Source organism: Methanoregula sp. (assembly GCF_028679125.1).
Classification (GTDB): Archaea; Halobacteriota; Methanomicrobia; order Methanomicrobiales; family Methanospirillaceae; genus Methanoregula.
In genome coordinates this window covers 14292-30611 of the sequence record NZ_JAJRCG010000012.1, presented here as the reverse complement: position 1 = coordinate 30611, position 16320 = coordinate 14292, and the positions used below count along the sequence as shown (strand labels likewise).

Annotated in this window: 18 protein-coding genes; 6 read left to right on the top strand and 12 right to left on the bottom strand. The window is 57.1% G+C overall.

All coding sequences use genetic code 11. From position 1 onward, the window contains the following. Positions 1-3: 3 nt before the first annotated feature. Together LUQ43_RS09080 and LUQ43_RS09075 are read left to right on the top strand one after the other, a co-directional pair. A complete protein-coding gene (locus tag LUQ43_RS09080; RefSeq protein WP_299966554.1) occupies positions 4-369 on the top strand; it encodes a cupin domain-containing protein in 366 nt (121 codons plus the stop codon). A 4-nt stretch (positions 370-373) separates the two neighbouring features. Further along, entirely contained in the window at positions 374-661 is a 288-nt protein-coding gene (locus LUQ43_RS09075) for an NAC family transcription factor (protein WP_299966552.1), read from the top strand. A gap of 26 nt (positions 662-687) precedes the next feature. Here the strand turns inward: LUQ43_RS09075 and LUQ43_RS09070 are convergent, their stop codons facing one another. The 7 genes from LUQ43_RS09070 to LUQ43_RS09040 form a co-directional block, all read right to left on the bottom strand. Continuing rightward, positions 688-1023 (bottom strand): hypothetical protein, encoded by a 336-nt coding sequence (locus tag LUQ43_RS09070; protein ID WP_299966550.1) that lies wholly within the window; start codon positions 1021-1023, stop codon positions 688-690. A gap of 125 nt (positions 1024-1148) precedes the next feature. Next, a complete protein-coding gene (locus LUQ43_RS09065; protein ID WP_299966547.1) occupies positions 1149-2450 on the bottom strand; it encodes a sensor histidine kinase in 1302 nt (433 codons plus the stop codon). A 14-nt stretch (positions 2451-2464) separates the two neighbouring features. Beyond that, entirely contained in the window at positions 2465-3730 is a 1266-nt protein-coding gene (locus tag LUQ43_RS09060) for a response regulator (protein ID WP_299966545.1), read from the bottom strand. Positions 3731-3779: 49 nt separating this feature from the next. Next, the gene (gene phoU / locus LUQ43_RS09055) at positions 3780-4430 is read right to left on the bottom strand and encodes a phosphate signaling complex protein PhoU (RefSeq protein WP_299966543.1); all 651 of its coding nucleotides are present in this window, start codon (positions 4428-4430) and stop codon (positions 3780-3782) included. Between the two features lie 7 nt (positions 4431-4437). After that, positions 4438-5199, bottom strand: coding sequence for a phosphate ABC transporter ATP-binding protein PstB (gene pstB, locus LUQ43_RS09050; protein ID WP_299966541.1), 762 nt, complete (start codon positions 5197-5199; stop codon positions 4438-4440). 4 nt (positions 5200-5203) lie between these two features. Beyond that, complete coding sequence (gene pstA / locus LUQ43_RS09045; protein ID WP_299966539.1) at positions 5204-7159, bottom strand: phosphate ABC transporter permease PstA; 1956 nt, start codon at positions 7157-7159, stop codon at positions 5204-5206. Between the two features lie 46 nt (positions 7160-7205). Beyond that, complete coding sequence (locus LUQ43_RS09040; RefSeq protein ID WP_299966536.1) at positions 7206-8204, bottom strand: phosphate ABC transporter substrate-binding protein; 999 nt, start codon at positions 8202-8204, stop codon at positions 7206-7208. A 131-nt stretch (positions 8205-8335) separates the two neighbouring features. On the opposite strand from LUQ43_RS09040, the gene LUQ43_RS09035 reads away from it, so the two are divergent. Continuing rightward, positions 8336-9370 carry a phosphate uptake regulator PhoU gene (locus LUQ43_RS09035; RefSeq protein WP_299966534.1) on the top strand — a complete coding sequence of 345 codons (1035 nt, stop codon included), beginning with the start codon at positions 8336-8338 and terminating at the stop codon, positions 9368-9370. A gap of 64 nt (positions 9371-9434) precedes the next feature. On the opposite strand, the gene LUQ43_RS09030 is transcribed toward LUQ43_RS09035, so the two are convergent. The 3 genes from LUQ43_RS09030 to LUQ43_RS09020 all read right to left on the bottom strand — a co-directional run bounded on the left by LUQ43_RS09030 (position 9435) and on the right by LUQ43_RS09020 (position 11882). Continuing rightward, positions 9435-10634, bottom strand: a complete 1200-nt coding sequence (locus LUQ43_RS09030; protein WP_299966531.1) for an aldo/keto reductase — start codon at positions 10632-10634, stop codon at positions 9435-9437. Between the two features lie 67 nt (positions 10635-10701). Beyond that, positions 10702-11289 carry a flavodoxin gene (locus tag LUQ43_RS09025; RefSeq protein WP_299966528.1) on the bottom strand — a complete coding sequence of 196 codons (588 nt, stop codon included), beginning with the start codon at positions 11287-11289 and terminating at the stop codon, positions 10702-10704. A gap of 53 nt (positions 11290-11342) precedes the next feature. After that, the gene (locus LUQ43_RS09020; protein WP_299966526.1) at positions 11343-11882 is read right to left on the bottom strand and encodes a flavodoxin family protein; all 540 of its coding nucleotides are present in this window, start codon (positions 11880-11882) and stop codon (positions 11343-11345) included. Between the two features lie 119 nt (positions 11883-12001). Here LUQ43_RS09020 and LUQ43_RS09015 point away from each other — a divergent pair, with 119 nt between their 5' ends. Beyond that, positions 12002-12355: a helix-turn-helix domain-containing protein gene (locus LUQ43_RS09015; protein ID WP_299966523.1), complete on the top strand. Its 354-nt coding sequence runs from the start codon at positions 12002-12004 to the stop codon at positions 12353-12355. 46 nt (positions 12356-12401) lie between these two features. Here LUQ43_RS09015 and LUQ43_RS09010 read toward each other — a convergent pair whose 3' ends face one another. Together LUQ43_RS09010 and LUQ43_RS09005 are read right to left on the bottom strand one after the other, a co-directional pair. Then, entirely contained in the window at positions 12402-12611 is a 210-nt protein-coding gene (locus LUQ43_RS09010; RefSeq protein ID WP_299966521.1) for an AN1-type zinc finger protein, read from the bottom strand. A gap of 212 nt (positions 12612-12823) precedes the next feature. After that, positions 12824-13111: a hypothetical protein gene (locus LUQ43_RS09005; RefSeq protein ID WP_299966519.1), complete on the bottom strand. Its 288-nt coding sequence runs from the start codon at positions 13109-13111 to the stop codon at positions 12824-12826. Positions 13112-13367: 256 nt separating this feature from the next. On the opposite strand from LUQ43_RS09005, the gene LUQ43_RS09000 reads away from it, so the two are divergent. Then, positions 13368-13883, top strand: a complete 516-nt coding sequence (locus LUQ43_RS09000) for a MarR family transcriptional regulator (RefSeq protein WP_299966516.1) — start codon at positions 13368-13370, stop codon at positions 13881-13883. Between the two features lie 3 nt (positions 13884-13886). Beyond that, positions 13887-16319 (top strand): heavy metal translocating P-type ATPase, encoded by a 2433-nt coding sequence (locus LUQ43_RS08995; RefSeq protein WP_299966514.1) that lies wholly within the window; start codon positions 13887-13889, stop codon positions 16317-16319. Position 16320: the final 1 nt, after the last annotated feature.

Genomic DNA, 16320 nt, shown 5'->3' with positions numbered 1-16320 from the left:
GATATGGCGGAATTCAGCATTGAACACGGGAACAAGCAGGATAAGAAGCGCGAGGAACTGAAAGGAAAAGTCCTGGCCCTGAAAGATCTCGTTGACTATGCGGACGGCACGGTCGCAAGCCGGATGGTGATCAACCGGAAGAGCGGCAGCATCACGATCTTCTCCTTTGACGAGAACGAGGGACTCAGTGAGCATACGGCCCCGTTCGATGCCGTGGTCACGATCCTTGACGGCGAGTGCGAGGTCTGGGTAGCGGGAAAAACATTCCCGATGAAGACCGGCGAAACGATCATCTTCCCGGCGGGTGCCCCGCACGCCCTCTCGGCCATCACGAAGTTCAAGATGTCGCTTGTCATGATCAAGGAGTGAGTGGATGGGCGGCAACGAGAGCGACGGGAATTACTGCACGATCTGCGGCGGCATTCCCCCGGACCGGATCACGACCAAGAGGGTCCTGATCGATGGGAAGGAGACCGGCATCGATCACCTCGACTGGATCGTTGACGAAGTGAAGAAACTCGGGATCACGAACGACACCCGGCTGGCCGAAGAGCTCCTGAAACGGGTGCAGCAGTTCAATTACGTGCCGACAAAGAAGACGGACGTGTACGCAAGCGGGCTGCTGGCCGAATACAAAAAGTCACGGGAAAAAAGAGATTAGATCCCCTGCGGGATGCCGAACGAGTCTTACTTTTTTGGCTCGATCTTCTTGCCTGCTTCGGCCTTTGCCTTTTCAATATCGGCCTTCGCCTTGTCCACTTCAGCCTTTGCCCGGGCAAGAATATCGTCAAAGGATTTCTGGACCTGGACCGTTGTCTCTTTCACGGTCTTCTCGATATGCTTCTTGCCCTCTTCCGTTGCCACGAGATCGTGCGTGGCCTTTGCAAGGTCATCCATGGCGGAGATGACCGATTTGGTTGCGGCGGCAAGGCGGATATCAATCGGCTCCTCTGGTTTTGCTGCTGGGGCCACGGGTTCTTCCACCCAGACGCCCTTGTCAAAGTGTCCTTTCTTTTCGGTCATGGTAATCACTGAATACTGATATGGATTATCATTCTTTTATAATGCAACTACAAAAGCCTTCCACACCGGAGGAGGGCCCGGCCATGCAGATCCCCCGGGGGATACGAGAGGATACGCCCGCACGGTCAGTCTTGTCCCCCGGATCGTTTCCGGTAATACCCGGCAGGGACAATCATCTCGAACCTGCTGCCGCTTCCCGGCTCACCGGTCTCGTACATGGTGATGCAGGTTATTGCGAGGATCTCCCGTATCAGGAAGAGGCCAAGACCGGTATTCCTGCCAAAGCCCCGGGTGAAGATCTTCTCTTTCTGGTCCGCGGGGATGCCGGGTCCGTTGTCTTCACAGATAATACGGAGCACCCGTTCCTCTTCAATGCAGGTAAACCGGATTACTGCATGGGGTCCTGCATAGCGCAGGCTGTTGTCCATGAGATTGAAGAAGACCTTCTCAAGAAGCGGATCGGCAAGGATCTCCATGGAAGAGAAGGCACCCTCGAATGCAACAGACGGGATCTTCAGGGGGTGGCGTGCACGCTGGATCGTGGCACACAGGTTCTGCCACTGGGGCGAACTGACACCTATGTTCTGGTAATCGCGGGTGAACAGGATCTGCGAGTAGATGGTATCGGAAACGTGTTCGCTGCGCAGCAGGTATTTCTTCACGCTCGCATTCTCTGACTGCTCCTCAGCAAGGGACAGGTAGGAGTTCAGGACCGTGAGCTGGTTGAGGATGTCGTGCCGGGTGATCTCGTTCATCAGGTTCAGTTTCCGGTTGATGACTTCGAGATTCCGTTCAGCGATCTTCTGCCGGGTGATCTCCGTTGATATGACCGTTACGGCAGTGATCGTGTTGCTCGCGGGATCGAATACCGGGTGGAGTTTCCGGAGGAAGTACTTCTTGTCCCGTTCGTACTCGTCCTGCACGCCGCTCTTTGTGGCAAGCACCCGGCTCACTTCCGCCCGGAATGCCGCAGTTTCATCCGGGGTATGGAAATCACCGTACGTCTTTCCGGCATAAGTCTCCGGCAGCAGTCCCCTGCGGAGGAGATGCCGGGTATTGATCAGGAGATACCGGAGATCCCGGTCAACCGTATAGATCGAGTCGTCGACCGATTCCACGAACGTGCGGTACTGCATCTCCGAGTTCCGCAGCCGCTCTTCGGCTTCCTTCTGGCGCATGAGGGCTTCCTGCGATCTCTGCTGCTCCCGGTGCATGGCCGACAGGGGAACTGACATGATGATAATGGCGATGATGCTGGTAAAACCGATCGTGATAAGATGGGATTCCCAGATCGTCACCGCCGGGAAGATGACCTGCTTGGCCAGCTCGAACATGGTCATCAGTGCGGCCATGAAGAGAAAGACAAGAGCAAGCGTCGTGTGCAGCCGGGTAAAAAGATTGTCAGGGATCGTAAGTACGCGTGGCAAAAGTATGCTCCCGGTTATCTCCCGTTACCCATGGGTCCTGTGTTCATAATACCGGTGGGTTGTTCACCGGCCGGCTGCCGGACTGCCGAGAGCCGGGCAACGCCGAACCGGGGGCTGAGGGTGATGTGGACCCGGAAGATCACCGGGCCGATCAGGACATCCCGGGATACCGATTCGGTATGGTTCTTCTCCATCCCCCGCAGGATATCCCGGATATCGGAGGGAAAGAACTCTTCCAGCGTGCCCCGGCTCCCGTAGCGGACCATAGCATCGATCGCGGCGTCGTTGAAGTACGTGATCTGGCACTCCCGGTTCAGTTCGATCACCGGCGTCAGTTCCATATGCGGAAACGGCGCCGGGTCCGGTAACCCGCGGGTCACGTCCATTCTCCGCGAGGGATCGGTCATCATGATCATGTGGCCGAAATGGAGATTTCCCCGGTCAAGGGGAGCGATGTGAATGGTGTATTCGAGCGCGATCCCGTTCTTGTGCCGGAACCGGGTGGTAATTCTCGAAGTGCCATGGTTCAGGAGGTCTTCATGGATTTTTGCACCAATGCGCTCGTAGGTCTCCTTGTTCTCATAGAGGTCCCGGAGGTGCATACCGCGGAGCTCTGCCGGCGTGAAACCGAGAACCTTTGCAAGCGATCCGTTCACCCACTGGAACGTCCGGTTCCGGACAAATGCAATGCCATTGGGCGATGCCCGGAGGATTGCCTGGAGGATCTCGTGCTTCTTCTTCAGTTCCGCATCGGCCCTCCGCTGCCGGACTGCCCGGTGTATTTTATGCAGGAGTTCAGCGTACTGGGCTTTGGGCTCCCCGCCTTTCTGGATGTAGGAATCCGCTCCCCCGTTGAGGGCTTCGATCACGACCTCTTCCCGCCCCTTGCCGGTAAAGATGATGAACGGGATGGACGCATCCGTCCTGCGGACTTCCCGGAGAAAGGCAAGGCCGTCCATCTCCGGCATCTGGTAATCGGAGACGATGGCATCGTACGGGGTATGTCTCATGAGTGCGAGTGCCTCAACAGCGGACGGGGCGACCGTGACCTGGATGCCCGGCGATCGCTCAAGAAAGACTTTCCCGACATCGAGAAGAACGTCTTCGTCATCCACCAGGAGGACGGAGATGGGGTGCGGGGCATCCGCTGATACGGCCGGCTGCCGGCTGCTGCTCACCGCGTCCTGCGGGGTAACGCCCCCGGCCTCATGCGTGATCCGGGTGCTGTCCTGAAAACTGGTTACGTGATGTGCTGCTCGTTGAAGTGCAGAGTGTAGCATGGTATCCTCTTCGCAGGATTTCTGATGGTGTCAATTGAGCCGGGGCCGGTCAGTGGATCTCGATCCGTTCGCCGGTCTGCATGTAGTGGACGTTCTCGGCGATCTTGCAGGCATGGTCCGCACAGCGCTCGAGGTACCGGGCGGCCATGATGTAGTGCGTGCAGCGCGAGATGTTCTTGGGATCCTCCATCATGTACGTGATGCCCTCGCGGAAGATCGAGTGCCGGAGCGCATCGATCGTATCGTCCCGTGCCGAGAAATCCCCGATGAGCGCGATATCCTCCTCGTCATAGGCTTTCACCGCATCGTCGACCATGTCGATGACGAGATCGGCCATGTGGGGGATGCTCATCAGGTTCGCGATGTGGGGCTTGTCGGAGATCTCCCGGACGATATTTGCGATCACCTTGCCGTACCGCCCGATCCGGAGCGATGCGGTGATGACCTTGAGCGTGCAGGCAATGACCCGCATGTCCTTTGCCATCGGCTGGTTGAGGGCAATGAGCTGGTAGCAGTGCTCTTCGATCTGCACTTCCATCCGGTGGATCTCGTCCTTCTGCGCAATGACCGAGGCGGCCATCTCCTTATCCTGCCGGATCAGGGCATCGACCGCGATCCTGAGCATTGACCGCCCGAGTGCCGCCATCGCAACCGTATCCTTCTTCAGGCTTTTGAGTTCCGTGTGAAATTTTTCTGCCATGTTCCACCTACCCGAACCGCCCGGTGATATAATTTTCCGTGAGTTCTTCCTTCGGGTGCTCGAAGATCTCCTTTGTCTTCCCGCATTCGATCAGTTTTCCGAGATACATGAACCCGGTATAATCGCTGACCCGGGCTGCCTGCTGCATGTTGTGCGTGACGATGATGACCGTATACTCGGTCTTGAGCAGCTCGATGAGGTTCTCGATCTTAGCGGTTGCAATCGGGTCGAGGGCCGAGCAGGGCTCGTCCATCAGGATCACTTCGGGCTCGACTGCGAGCGTCCGGGCAATGCAGAGCCGCTGCTGCTGGCCGCCCGAGAGGCCGAGCGCCGAATCATTGAGCCGGTCACATACTTCGTCCCAGATCGCGGCGTGGCGCAGGCTCTCTTCGACAATTTTATCGAGCTCTGCCTTGTCCTTCACGCCATGGACCCGCGGGCCGTACGCGATATTCTCGTAGATCGATTTCGGGAACGGGTTGGGCTTCTGGAAGACCATGCCGACCCGTTTCCGGAGCGTGACCACATCGGTATCCGGTGCGTGGATGTTCTCGCCATCCAGTGCTATCTCGCCGGTGATCTTCACGTGGTCGATGAGATCGTTGAGCCGGTTGAAGCACCGCAGCAGCGTCGACTTCCCGCAGCCGGACGGGCCGATCAGGGCCGTGACCCGGTTCTTCGGGATCGTCATGGAGACACTCTGGAGCGCGTGCTTCCCGCTATACCAGAGGTTGAGGTTGGTTGTGGAAATGGTACAGTTTTCAGACATACGGTTACCCCCGTGACTTGTTCTGGAAATGGGTTCTCACCAGGATCGCGACCGAGTAAAACCCGATGACAAGGATCAGCAGGACCAGCGCCGTGCCGTACTGGTTGGTGGATGCGCCGGGCACATTGGTGGCAAGGATGAAGAGATGGTACGGCAGGGCCATCACCGGCGCGAAGACCGAGTCCGGCAAAAAGCGCTGCGAGAAGACAACAGCCGTGAACATGATCGGTGCAGTCTCGCCCGCTGCCCTCCCGATCGAGAGGATGGACCCGGTAACAATGCCGGGCACGGCCGGCGGGAGGACGACCCGGCTGATCGTCTGCCATTTGGTTGCCCCGAGCGCAAGGCTTCCCTCGCGGAGGGCCTGCGGGATACTTTTTAAGGATTCCTCGGTGGTCCGGATAATGGTCGGGAGTACCATCAGGGCGAGCGTGACCTGGCCGGCCAACATCGAGACCCCCACGTGGAGATAGAGAACGATGAAGGCGAACCCGAAGAGGCCAAAGACGATCGATGGCGTCCCGTTCAGGAGGTCGACACCAGTCCGGATCAGCCGGGTGATCCTCCCCTCGCGGGTGTATTCCACGAGATAGATCGCGGCCCCGATCCCCAGCGGGAGGGCGATGGCGATCGCCCCGGCAACCAGGCAGAGCGTGCCGATGATCGCCGGGTAAATGCCCCCTGCCCGGCCGAGATCCCGGGGCGGCTGGGTCAGGAACTCCCACGAGAGTGCAGGAAGGCCGTTGACCACGATGTCCTGCAGGATGATGACAAGGATGGCAAGGACGATGACGGCCGACGCGATGATCAGGCCAAAGGAGATCTTCTCGATCTGCTTCTGCGAGAGCCGGTCCTTCCCATAATACCAGGCACCTGCGGCAAGCAGGACCAGGATGACCAGGTACCACGGGAGCGCGGCAACGAGGAAGACCAGCAGCAGGAGCACGAGCGCGATCTTCAGGAACCGGGCAAACGATGCTTTCAGGTACTCCGGGATGAGGGACTGTCTGCCGGACCGGGCAGTCTGCCCTTCATGGAGATGGCGCAGGATCGCAACGGCCGAGAGGTTGATGATGAGCGTGATGAGGAGCAGGACGACCGCGACTCCGAAGAGTGCGCTGTAGTGCTCGCTCCCCACCGCAACCTCCCCCATCTCGATGCCGAGCGTGCCGGTGAGTGTCCGTACCGGGGATAGGATGTTCCAGATAGGATCCGGGATGATCGCTGCATTTCCGGCAACCATCATGACCGCCATGGTCTCGCCCACCGCCCGCCCGATGCCAAGGATGATCGCGGCGGCAATGCCCGAGAGGGCGGCGGGCACAATGACCCGGCTGATCGTCTGCCAGCGGGTTGCCCCGATGGCGAGCGATCCCTCCCTGTACTCGCGGGGCACGGCGCTGATCGCGTCTTCTGATACGCTGATGATGGTTGGCAGCGCCATGATGCCGAGCAGGACCGATGCCGCGAGCCAGGTCTCCCCGGTCGGGAGATCGAACGTGACCCGGATAAAATTCGTGAGAATGATGAGGCCGAAGAACCCGTACACAACAGACGGTATGCCCGCGAGGAGTTCTATGGCCGGCTTGAGAACCTGTTTCACCCGGGGGGACGCAAGTTCCGATATGTAGATTGCACAGCCGATGGAAAGCGGGACGGAAAATACCATGGCACCGAGCGTGACCAGGAGTGTCCCGACAATGAGAGGGTAGATCCCGTAGAGGGGTTCTGCCGCGGTCGGGGCCCAGGTCATGCCGGACAGGAAGTCGATGATGCCAACCTGTGCAAAGGCCGGGTATCCGTCCCGTAACAAGAAGAGGAGAATGAACGTGACGACAATGACTGCAAGAGATGCTGTGCAGAAGAATACGGTTTTTATCGCCTGCTCTTTCAGCAGCGAGGCGCGGGCCGTGCGGGAGGAGACGGTATGTCCGGGTTCTTTGTAACTACCGGTGATCATGGTGGTTCGCCTCCGTTGTCAAAAATGGGTTGTGATCTCCTCTCCTTCAACTCAGGGTCACGTAGCCCTCATCGGACACGATCTTCTGGCCGTCCGCACTGAGGATGTAATTGATGAAGTCGCCGGTAAGGCCGGAAGGCTGGCCGTTGGTGATCACGTAGAGGTCACGGGAGACCGGGTAGGTTTTGGTTTTGACGTTCTCAAGGGATGCCGGAATAATCTTGTTGGCATTGTACCAGATCGGGAGTGCCTTGACGTCACTGCTGACGAACCCGATGGAGATGTACCCGATGGACCCGGGGGTCTGTGCAACGGTCTGGAGCACGGCGCCATTGGAGTTCTTCTCCAGCATCTTGCTTGTGGGTGTTGCTTTCAGGAGAACCGTCTCATCGAAGTAGGTGCGGGTGCCCGAAGCGCTGTCGCGGCCGATGATCACGATCTGGTTGTTGGTGCCCGGAACATCCGCCCCGGTAATTTCGGACCACTTGGTGATCTTGCCGAGATAGATTTTCTTTGCCTGGTCGAGCGTGATGTACGGGATCGTGTTGGCCGGGTTGACGACAATCGCAATGCCATCCTGGGCAACCGTGGTGATCACAAAGTTCGGGTACTTTGCTTTCTCGGCGCTGGTCACTTCACGCGACGTCATGCCGATGTCCACGGTCTTTGCACCGATTGCCTGGATACCTACACCCGATCCGCCCCCGGATATCTGGATGTCCGCATCCGGGTGGGTGGCCATGTACTGGTCGGCAGCTTTCTGCACGATGGGGAGGACGGTGGTAGACCCGCTGATCTTGATCGTCTGTTTCTGGCCGGTTGATGCCACGGCTGTGGTTGCTGCCGGTGCAGCGGTTGTTGCCGCAGCCGGGGAAGAGACTGCCACCGGGGTAACCGCATCCGCCACAGGGGTTGATACGGCAGGTGCCTGGGTGGCAACAGCCTTTGTCGATTCAGCGCCGGTACATCCCGCAGTGATCGCGAACAGGAAGATCGCGATGAGACTGAAGGTGATTGTCAGGTATGAACTCCGTTTCTGATTCATGGTGTTCTATCATCCATCCATCGCCTGACTATATACTGATTGTCGACATAGACTATATTAGTATATATACAAGATAGTGAGATATAGAGAGACATAGATTTATCATACTTCTCGGGAAATAGAGTGAGACCATGGAGATCCGGAGAGTGCAGGTGACCGGGGGGTCGTCATTTGTCGTGACGCTCCCTAAGGACTGGGCGGACGGACAGAAGATCAAGAAGAACGATCCCGTCGGGCTCATCGTCCAGACGGACGGGACGCTGCTCGTGACCACGAAAGTGACCGATGAGCCGGTCCACAAGGTCAGGGAGATCGACAGCACCACGATCTCCGATCCGGCATTCCTCTTCCGCATTCTTATCGGGACGTATATTACCGGCTATACCATGATCCGGATCACCACGAAACAGCGGTTCCCGCCCTTTGTCCGGGCAGTTGTCCGGGATTATACCCAGATGACCATCGGCCAGGAAGTTGTCGAGGAGACGGAGACCGTCATCGCGATAAAAGACCTGCTCAACCCGGCGGAGATGCCGTTCGACAACACTATCCGGCGGATGTTCGTGATCGTCAAGAACATGCACGAGGACGCGATCGCGGCTCTTGAGACGCAGAACAAGACGCTCGCGGAGGATGTTGTTGCCCGCGACACGGACCCGGACCGGCTCAACTGGCTGGTTGCCCGGCAGACCAACATGCTGATGCAGAACGCCAGCCTCTCCCGCAGGATGGGTGTCTCCCCCACCATGGCGATGCATTATTTCATGCTCAGCCGGATCATCGAGCGGGTCGGGGACCATGCCGTGCGGATCGCGGAGAATGTCCAGCCGATTGCCGGGTTCGATCTGGACAGGAAAATAACGAGCGCCATCCGGAAAGCGAGCACGATGTCGATGGAGATCTTCAACAAGTCAATCGTGTCCTTCTTCAATTCCGATATGAAGGACGCCCACCGGAATATCGAGTCCATCGCAGCACTGGAGAAGATCTGCGGCGACATCAACAACATGGTCCTGAAACAGGACACGATGATCGCCATCCACGTGGGCTACATTGCCGAAAGTATCCGCAGATCGGGCGAATATGCCGGGGATATATCGGAGACTATCATCAACCTGCTCATGGAGCAGGAACCGGAGATGACGAAGGGAAAAGCCCGGAAATAAGGGCCGCTCTTTTTACCCGGCATACCGGGATGAGTGACAAAAAAATAGTGACGCTGCAGCGTTCTCACGTCTGTTTGAAAATCTGCCGTGCCATGGCAACTCTCTCGTCGAAACCGGGCCCTTCGAGTTCTGCCACAACGGATTCGAGGACCGTTGGTATGTCGATGTGCTGGGGGCATTTTTCTGCGCACAGTCTGCACTGGACGCACAGGGATGCAAACTCGGGCGTTCCGATGCCAACGGCGCCGCCCGCCCGTGCAGCGTACATGAATTTTTCCTCATCGGAATTATCCACCATGTACAGGTTGTTGTACTCCTCGAAACACAACGGGATGTTGACACCTGACGGACAGGGCATGCAGTACCGGCAGCCGGTACAGCCCACTTTCATCAGTTCACGGTACTTCTTCTCCACCGTATTTACCAGCAACAGTTCCGCTTCCGTCAGCGAATGGGGGCGGGCCTGGTCTGCCACCGTGAGATTCTCCCGGATATGTGTCTCGTCATTCATCCCGGAGAGGACGACCGTGACTTCCGGATGGTCCCGTATCCAGCGGAAGGCCCATTCCGCAGGAGTCCGCTGTACCGGGGCATTGTCCCAGATTGTTTTCACCGCAGGAGGTACTGACCTCGTCAGGTTCCCTCCCCGGAGGGGCTCCATGATGATGACACCCAGACCTTTGGACGCTGCGTATTCCAGGCCCGCGGTACCGGCCTGGTTCTTCTCGTCAAGGAAGTTGTACTGGATCTGGCAGAAGTCCCAGTCATAAGCATCCACGATCCGGTTAAAATCCTCCCCTGCACCGTGGAAGGAGAAGCCTGCGTTCCGGATGCGGCCGTCGGCCTTGGCTTTGTCGAGGAAGTCCGCCACGCCTAACTTCTCGACCGTATCCCACAGGTCGCCAACAAGCGCGTGGACAAGGTAATAGTCGATGTGGTCGGTCTGGAGTTTCTCCAGCTGGGCATCCAGGAATTTATCCATATCCTCCCGCTTTTCGATGAGCCATGAGGGAAGTTTTGTCGCGAGTTTTACTTTTTCACGGTACCCGTCCGCAAGGGCACGACCCACGAACGGCTCGCTCTGCCCCATATGGTAGGGCCATGCGGTATCAACATAATTTACACCATGATCGATTGCCGAACGCAGCTGCTTTCTGGCCCGTTCTTCATCGATCGATCCATCCGCTTTTGAGGCAAGGCGCATGCACCCGAACCCGAGAATGGAGAGTTCATCCCCGTTTTTTGGCATTTTCCTGTACAGCATTTATTCACCCGGTTTTCTGGCGATTCTGGTAATCAGTGGTAATTTCCGATTCAATTATTTTGTTCTTTTAAAATCTCATCCCGCTGTCCTGCAGCCACCCGGCAACCTCATCCCGTGCATTTTTTACATCGCCGCCACGAACCGCAAGGCCTTCCTTGACGGCAGACTGCGGGCAAATCTTCCTGATATCTGAAACACTCCGCCCGAGACCACTCCCCTCGTGCGTGCAGAACGGGACGATCGTTTTTCCGGCGGGGTCATATTTCTCAAGGAAGGTGAAGACCGGCATCGGCATCGTTCCCCACCAGTTGGGATAGCCGAGAAAGATCACAGCATAGGAATCCGGGGTTTCCAGATGACGGGTAAGATCCGGCCGGGCATTGGCGCGAAGTTCTTCCTGTGCAACTTCGGTGGTTTCCGTATAGTCTGCGGGATACGCGTGTACCGCTTCAATAGGGAACAGGTCGCCTCCCGTCATTTCCCGGATCATTTTTGCTATGACTTCGGTGTTGCCAGCGGGCAGGTCCACGATCGTCCCGTTGACATAGTTGTTGCCCGGGCGCGAAAAATACGCGATCAGGCATTTTGCATCATTTCCGTTTACGTTCTTCACGTTCATCCTCTGGGGGATCTCACGTCCCCAATGGGTCACCATACATTCTTCATCGGTCACGGGTCCCGGCCATCCGGTGTCATCCGGCCATGCATTCACACACTTTTTCCCATTTCATACGCACGAGCCATCTCCGGTTTTCCCCGGATATCGCCGGCATTCGTCACGCCTTTTCCGCAGATGATCCCTGCCACCTCAGCATGGGGATAGCAGGAGAGAGCTGCCCTGAACCCATTGATAGTACCCTCCATGGCTCCCGGCCCGGTGTCCGTGCTGGTGGCGATCAGGTACACTTTCTTATTCGAGATCTCGGTGTATCGCGGACACGTCCTGTCAATCAGCACTTTCATCTGGGCATCCATGTTGTAGAAATAGACCGGGGTCGCCAGTACAAGAACATCTGCCCGAATCATTTTTTCCAGGATTTCTCCCATGTCATCGTCATGGACACATTCTCCCCCGTTGCTCTGACAGGTCAGGCAACCAGTGCAGAAATTGATGTTCTTATCCGGTACATGGATTTTCTCTGCCTGGTTCCCGGCTTCGATTGCACCTTTCATGAACTGGTCGCATAACAGATCTGAATTTCCGCCCTTCCGGGGACTGGCTGATAAAATTAACACTCTTTGACTCATTGCTCCATCCTCCAACCGATTCTGTCAGTATCGCCTGTGTAATTGTAGTATATATCAAATATGTATGACAGATATAGTGCATACAAACACATATGTGACATACTAACAGATTTGATACTATGAGCGCCACGCCGAAAAAATACAAGTACAGCTGGGGGATCGAGGCAACGCTGGACGTGATCGGGGGCAAATGGAAGCCGCTGGTCATCTACCAGCTCAGGGACGGGACGCTGCGCTTCAACCAGATCGTGGACCGGGTAACGCCCCGGATCACCCAGAGGATGCTGACCAAAGAGCTCCGCGAACTGGAGACGGACGGCCTTGTGATCAGGAAAGTCTACCCGCAGGTACCTCCCAAAGTGGAGTACTCGCTCACGGAGACCGCACAATCCCTCATCCCGATCCTCGACCAGCTCTGTGACTGGGGATATGAGCACATGAATGACGACATCGAGTTCAAGTGCGAGGAATAAAAAAGCAATTCTCTCCGGATTTTTTACCGGTTATACCGGGTGCTTTTCACTTCCGCTGCTCTTTCCATTTCCCGATATTTTTACACTCATGATCGAACGGGAGCCGGTGCCGGTCGCAATAATAGCGGCGGCAGTATTCGCAGAAGAACGGGAGGTACACCCGCTCGCCGCAGACCGCACAGGTTTCGTACAGGGGATACTCCTTCTTCTTCCTGAACCCTGAAAAGAAGCGGGCAACCCGTTCGCCAATTCCCATAAAGGATTTGTTTGCTGCACCGGCTGAAAAACGTAATCCGGTTCCCGCTGTCTGCACTCCGGCTATTTTGCGGTGAATAATCAGTTATGTATGGTTCTGATCCGGTTCTATGCAGCGCATAACCAGAACCGGTGGATAATCCGGCCCGGGCTTCCCTGCACCGGAGCCCGGGATCCGCCTGCATGGGGAGTACGGGGCTCCTGCCGGTCCCGTCACTGCCCGTTGCCGTTCCGGAACTCGTCCGGTGTCTTCTCCCGCTGCTCGTGCTCTTCGATCAGCCGGCTCACTTCGTCCTGGACTTTTTTCTTGTCATGCACGCCCGTGAACAGGATCCGGACCCCTTCCTTGTCATCCTTCAGGTAGGCAGCTTCATCGTACAGGATGAGGAGGATCTCGCCATCCTTCCCGAACGTATGCTCCTCGCATTCACCCTGCATGTACCGCGCCCGCTGCTCCTTGGTCGGTGCGGCATACTTGTTGTCATAGCGAAAGATTCCCAAAAATGATCTCCCGATCAGGATCATCTGCCGGCGGTATTAATGATATTGGCGGTATCCCAGGGTCACCCGGAATTCCGGTGGATCCGATGGTACATTCACAACGGTTATTATCCCAAAGCCAGAGAAACCACACAAGGAGAACCCATGCCGGAACCGGAGAAGAAAAAGTCCGAACTGAAGATCGCGGGTACCCACTACACCATTTGGATAGATTGATTAATAACTTAATCGTTAAGTAACTAATTGATTAACTGATATGAATATGAAACCTGCTGCCCCTGAAATGCCGGAATTGTACCGGATCTGGATACGGATCTGGCATAAAATGAATGTCATGGAAAATATCCCCAATAATTTCGGGGTTAACGAATCACTCACGTTTTCCGAGATCCATGCAATCCAGGCAATCGGGAACACCCCGGAGAACAATGTCAGGATCATCGCGGATATTCTCGGAGTTACACCATCAGCAGCATCTCAGGTAGTCACCAGGCTGACAAAACGCGGGCTGGTGCGTAAAGTAAGGGGAATCCGCAATGAAAAAGAGGTTTCACTCGAACTGACGAAAAACGGTAGGGTTGCCTATCGCAGCCACGAGGAGATCCACGCACAAACCTATGCCCGTATCGTTGGACAGATCGGTACCCTGAGTGCAGAGGAGCGGGCATCCATGGCGCGGATCTTCAGCGCGTTCGAATTGGTATATGAGGAACGTATTGAGGAACTCACACAGGTGTCAATACCAAAAATACAGCCATTGAAGGAGATCTGATTTATGCCGGAACCGGAGAAGAAAAAGGCCGAACTGAAGATTGCGGGCATGCACTGCGCCATGTGTGCCGCGGGTGTCGAGGAAGCCCTGTCAAAGGTCGGGGATGTCAAGAGCGCACAGGTGAACTTCGGGACAGAGAAGGCCCACGTGGAATTCGATCCTGCAAAAGTCTCGCTCCAGATGCTGGAGAAGGCGGTGAAGGACGCAGGCTATGATGTGGCAAACAGCGAAGTCGTGATCACGGTCGGGGGCATGATGTGCGCCACCTGCGTCGAGACCATCGGGGCCGCCCTCCGGGCCCTGCCCGGGGTTGTCGCGGTGACGGTAAACCTCGGCACCGAGAAGGCATACGTGACCTACAATCCCTCGCTTTCGGATATTCCGGACATGAAGAAAGCGATCGAGGACGCGGGCTACCAGTACCTCGGAATTGCCGGCGAGGTGAGCGAGGAGGCGGAGAAGAAAGCACGGGATGCCGACCTGCATGACAAGTTCGTCCGGTTCATGATCGGCTTTGCGGTCAGCATTCCCCTGATGATCGCAATGTACCTGCCGCTCCCGATCTCCATGCAGGCACTCTCCTACGCGATGCTCATCATCTCAACACCGGTCTTCGTCTTTGTCGCGGCCCCGATCTTCCGGGCTGCCTGGATCTCGCTCTCGCACAAGACGCTCTCGATGGACGTGATGTACGCGATGGGCACGGGCGTATCGTTTGTCGCGAGCGTGATGGGCACGTTCGGCATTGTCCTCACGCACGAGTACATGTTCTATGATACGGCCATCATGCTTGCCGCATTCCTGATGCTCGGGCGGTTCCTCGAGGCCCGGGCAAAGGGACGGACATCGGACGCGATCAAAAAACTGGCCGGTCTCCGGGTGAAGGTCGCAACGGTCACCCGCAACGGGATCGAACAGGAGATCCCGGTTGAGGATGTTATCGTGGGCGATCTCGTGATCGTGAAGCCCGGCGCAAGCGTACCGGTGGACGGGATCGTAGTCGCGGGCGAGAGCTATGTAAACGAGGCGATGATCACCGGTGAACCGGTGCCCCCGCTGAAAAAAGCGGGCAGCCACGTTGTCGGAGGCACGCTGAACACGAACAGCATCATCACCATCCGGGCCGAGAAGGTCGGGAGGGATACGGTACTTGCACAAATCATCCAGCTCGTGGAGGATGCGCAGGGCTCGAAGCCGCCGGTCCAGCGGATCGCTGACATTGCCGTGGCGTACTTCATCCCCGCGGTTCTCATCATCGCTTTTAGTTCGTTCGTGCTCTGGTATTTCGTCTTCCACGAGACAGCGCTCTTTGCCCTGACCGCCCTCATCTCCGTGCTCGTGGTTGCCTGCCCCTGTGCCCTCGGGCTTGCCACGCCGACCGCAGTCACCGTTGGCGTAGGCCGGGGAGCAGAACTCGGGATCCTGATCCGGAACGGTTCGGCACTCGAATCGGCCGGGAAGGTGACCACCGTTGTTTTTGATAAAACCGGGACGCTGACAAAAGGAACGCCCGAAGTGACCGATGTCGTACCTTCCGGTATCTCAGAAGATACGCTGCTCGCACTGGCCGCCGGTGTCGAGAAGAACTCGCAGCACCCGCTGGCTGTTGCCGTGGTCCGGGCAGCGCAGGACCGGGGCGTGAAGATCGAAGAGGCCGGCAATTTTGATACCTTCGGAGGAAAAGGAGTCTCAGCAGTGGTGCTGGGCGAGACGGTGCTAGTAGGCAACCGGGCGTTTCTCGGCGAGCGATCGGTGACGATCCCTGACGTGATCGATTCCCGCATCACGGAACTTGAACTGGAGGGAAAGACCGCGGTCCTTGTTGCTGCCGGTGGGAAAATTTCCGGCGTGATCGCAATTGCAGATTCCCTCAAGACAACAACAGGAGATGCGATCTCCCGGCTCAAGCAGATGGGAATCCATGTTGCCATGATCACGGGAGACAACCGGCGGACTGCCGACGTAATCGCCCGCCAGGCCGGGATCGAAACGGTCATAGCGGAGGTGATGCCGCAGGACAAGGAAACCGAAGTCCGGGCCCTGCAGGCACGAGGAGAAGTCGTTGCTTTCGTGGGCGACGGGATCAACGATGCCCCGGCCCTTGCGCAGGCGGACGTCGGCATTGCCATCGGGAGCGGCACCGATGTCGCCATCGAGAGCGGGGAGATCGTGCTGGTCCGGGACGACCTGCTCGATGCCGTAGCCGCCATCCAGCTCTCGAAGAAAGTGATGGGACGGATCAAGGGCAACATCTTCTGGGCCTTTGCCTACAATGCGGCACTCATCCCGGTTGCGGCCGGGGTTTTGTATCCCGCATTCGGGATTATGTTCCGTCCGGAACTGGCAGCACTGGCGATGGCCGCGAGTTCGGTTACCGTTGTCTCCCTCTCGCTCCTGTTAAAAAAGTATATACCCGATGCAAAGAAAGTCAGGTGAC

Excerpts from the sequence above, each read along its gene's own strand:
- LUQ43_RS09080 (WP_299966554.1), top strand. The coding sequence starts at position 4 with ATGGCGGAATTCAGCATTGAACACGGGAACAAGCAGGATAAGAAGCGC.
- LUQ43_RS09075 (WP_299966552.1), top strand. The coding sequence starts at position 374 with ATGGGCGGCAACGAGAGCGACGGGAATTACTGCACGATCTGCGGCGGC.
- LUQ43_RS09070 (WP_299966550.1), bottom strand. The coding sequence starts at position 1,023 with ATGACCGAAAAGAAAGGACACTTTGACAAGGGCGTCTGGGTGGAAGAA.
- LUQ43_RS09060 (WP_299966545.1), bottom strand. The coding sequence starts at position 3,730 with ATGCTACACTCTGCACTTCAACGAGCAGCACATCACGTAACCAGTTTT.
- phoU (WP_299966543.1), bottom strand. The coding sequence starts at position 4,430 with ATGGCAGAAAAATTTCACACGGAACTCAAAAGCCTGAAGAAGGATACG.
- pstB (WP_299966541.1), bottom strand. The coding sequence starts at position 5,199 with ATGTCTGAAAACTGTACCATTTCCACAACCAACCTCAACCTCTGGTAT.
- pstA (WP_299966539.1), bottom strand. The coding sequence starts at position 7,159 with ATGATCACCGGTAGTTACAAAGAACCCGGACATACCGTCTCCTCCCGC.
- LUQ43_RS09040 (WP_299966536.1), bottom strand. The coding sequence starts at position 8,204 with ATGAATCAGAAACGGAGTTCATACCTGACAATCACCTTCAGTCTCATC.
- LUQ43_RS09035 (WP_299966534.1), top strand. The coding sequence starts at position 8,336 with ATGGAGATCCGGAGAGTGCAGGTGACCGGGGGGTCGTCATTTGTCGTG.
- LUQ43_RS09030 (WP_299966531.1), bottom strand. The coding sequence starts at position 10,634 with ATGCTGTACAGGAAAATGCCAAAAAACGGGGATGAACTCTCCATTCTC.
- LUQ43_RS09025 (WP_299966528.1), bottom strand. The coding sequence starts at position 11,289 with ATGGTGACCCATTGGGGACGTGAGATCCCCCAGAGGATGAACGTGAAG.
- LUQ43_RS09020 (WP_299966526.1), bottom strand. The coding sequence starts at position 11,882 with ATGAGTCAAAGAGTGTTAATTTTATCAGCCAGTCCCCGGAAGGGCGGA.
- LUQ43_RS09015 (WP_299966523.1), top strand. The coding sequence starts at position 12,002 with ATGAGCGCCACGCCGAAAAAATACAAGTACAGCTGGGGGATCGAGGCA.
- LUQ43_RS09010 (WP_299966521.1), bottom strand. The coding sequence starts at position 12,611 with ATGGGAATTGGCGAACGGGTTGCCCGCTTCTTTTCAGGGTTCAGGAAG.
- LUQ43_RS09000 (WP_299966516.1), top strand. The coding sequence starts at position 13,368 with ATGAATATGAAACCTGCTGCCCCTGAAATGCCGGAATTGTACCGGATC.
- LUQ43_RS08995 (WP_299966514.1), top strand. The coding sequence starts at position 13,887 with ATGCCGGAACCGGAGAAGAAAAAGGCCGAACTGAAGATTGCGGGCATG.